Raw genomic sequence first — 1,429 nt, 5'->3', positions numbered from 1 at the left:
ATCTGCTTAAATCTACTATATCATATCTTGGCATTTTATCCCTCCTCATTATAGTGATAAAAATGAACTAAATTTTTATATATTTATTTATTAAACTTTATTTCTTTCTATTTTTTAAATTTCTGTAAGCAAAAGATAACTTTAAATTGTTATTTACACTATCTTTTTATTTCAATAAAAAGGCGATAAGATTTTTTTTACTTTTCTAATCGCTTTAACTGCCTTTATTCTATTGCTTCCAATCCAACATTGCTTTTTCTAACTTTGAAAAATTGCAATTTGCTCTTCTTATAATTCCTGTTTTCTTTTGCTTTTTGTATATTTTTTCCACCTTTATCAAGACCTTTGTTTTTATTTTTAAACAAAAAGCGTATTCTTTTTGAAATAAGTCTTTATATCTGATATCTTCAAGTTCGTTAAAATCAATTCTTTCATAACAATCAGTCGGTACAGGAATCATTTTCTTAATATCCAATATAGATAATATGTGCAATTTTTCTTTATCAGAATAATATTTGTAAATATCTCCATCTATAGTAATACTATTATCGATCACTTCATAAATTAAAAAATGCTCATCAGAAACATTCTTCCATTTTTTGTGTTTTTCCTTTGCAGAAGAAATTGGAATAAAATAATTATAATTTTCTATACCAACAATAATTCCAACAAATGGTTTTATACTGTTTCTATACGATAGATTGTAATATACTTCTGAATCTACTTTATTTAGATATTCAAGGTAATCAGAGTTTACAGTATAAAATCCATATTTTATAACTTCTAGCATTGTTTTATCCTAAAAAAACAGAGAGGTTTTATCCTCTCTGTTTGCTTTAATGCTTCACCTTTGGGATGTAGGTAGTGAGACACCTTCTTTAATGTTCCACCTTTAACGGTAGCGGGACACCATCTTTATCTGATAAGAGTATAACGTATATTTATAGTTATGTCAAATCAGTAAATTTCCTAATTGCTACTCTTTTATCACTTATATTATACCCTATTTCTTTCATAAATCACTCCTTTCTTCATTCCTATAACCGTATTCAATTTTTTATAATTAATTTACTTATAATATTTACCTATAGTATTTTTTATTTCTTCTTCAATTTCTTTTAAAAAATTCTCTTTATCTTCCTTACCTTTTGCTATATCACTTAATCTCATTTCCCATTTTGCTGTTGTCTTTGGAGATTTAAACTCATCTATAACTATAGTAACTAGGTTTAATCCCTTTCTAGTTGATATTAGGTTTTTCTTTTCTCTTTTTATATAACCTTTGTATATCAAATTTTCTATTATTCCCGCTCTTGTAGCAGGAGTACCAAGTCCTTTTCTTTCAACTTCGACATCCTTAACTAATTCATCATTTCCAGCTATTTCCATAGCTTTTAATAGTGTGTCTTCAGTGAAGTGTTTAGGTGGT

General features: G+C 26.5%; 2 protein-coding genes. Both read right to left on the bottom strand.

Annotated features, from left to right (window positions below):
* Positions 1–229: 229 nt before the first annotated feature.
* Entirely contained in the window at positions 230–790 is a 561-nt protein-coding gene (locus tag HMPREF0077_RS09900; RefSeq protein WP_004837873.1) for a type III toxin-antitoxin system ToxN/AbiQ family toxin, read from the bottom strand.
* 278 nt (positions 791–1,068) lie between these two features.
* Positions 1,069–1,429, bottom strand: a 361-nt coding sequence (locus HMPREF0077_RS09895) for a DNA topoisomerase (protein ID WP_040349776.1), incomplete at its 5' end; no start/stop codon positions are given.

Source organism: Anaerococcus tetradius ATCC 35098 (assembly GCF_000159095.1).
Taxonomy (GTDB): domain Bacteria; phylum Bacillota; class Clostridia; order Tissierellales; family Peptoniphilaceae; genus Anaerococcus; species Anaerococcus tetradius.
The sequence above is the reverse complement of the archived record's forward strand: the minus strand, read 5'-3'. Positions and strand labels throughout refer to the sequence as shown.